1 protein-coding gene is annotated in these 238 nt (G+C 36.6%); it reads right to left on the bottom strand.

The window, feature by feature from the left end; genetic code table 11:
• A partial coding sequence (locus KIH86_RS16135; RefSeq protein WP_223110558.1) for a GNAT family N-acetyltransferase occupies window positions 1–238 on the bottom strand: 238 nt, incomplete at both ends.

The raw sequence follows: 238 nt of genomic DNA, 5'->3' as shown, positions 1-238 counted from the left end.
GATCTCAGCCTTGAAATGCTTTTTCTCCCATCTATGAAATCCGCATGTTCCAATGACCCGATCTTCAGTTCTAAGTGTTATTCCCCATCTGATCGCAAGTGAATTATTGAACTTGTCTTTCCAGTTCATTATTAATTTTTCCGCTTGTTTAATATCTGTAAAGCTATCTACATCATAAAATTCTGTTACTTCATCCTTCGAAAAATACTCAAATAAATCAGCCGCATCCTCAAGCCGT

The organism is Paenibacillus sinensis, assembly GCF_019904155.1.
Lineage (GTDB): Bacteria > Bacillota > Bacilli > Paenibacillales > Paenibacillaceae > Paenibacillus_AQ > Paenibacillus_AQ sinensis.
The sequence above is the reverse complement of the archived record's forward strand: the minus strand, read 5'-3'. Positions and strand labels throughout refer to the sequence as shown.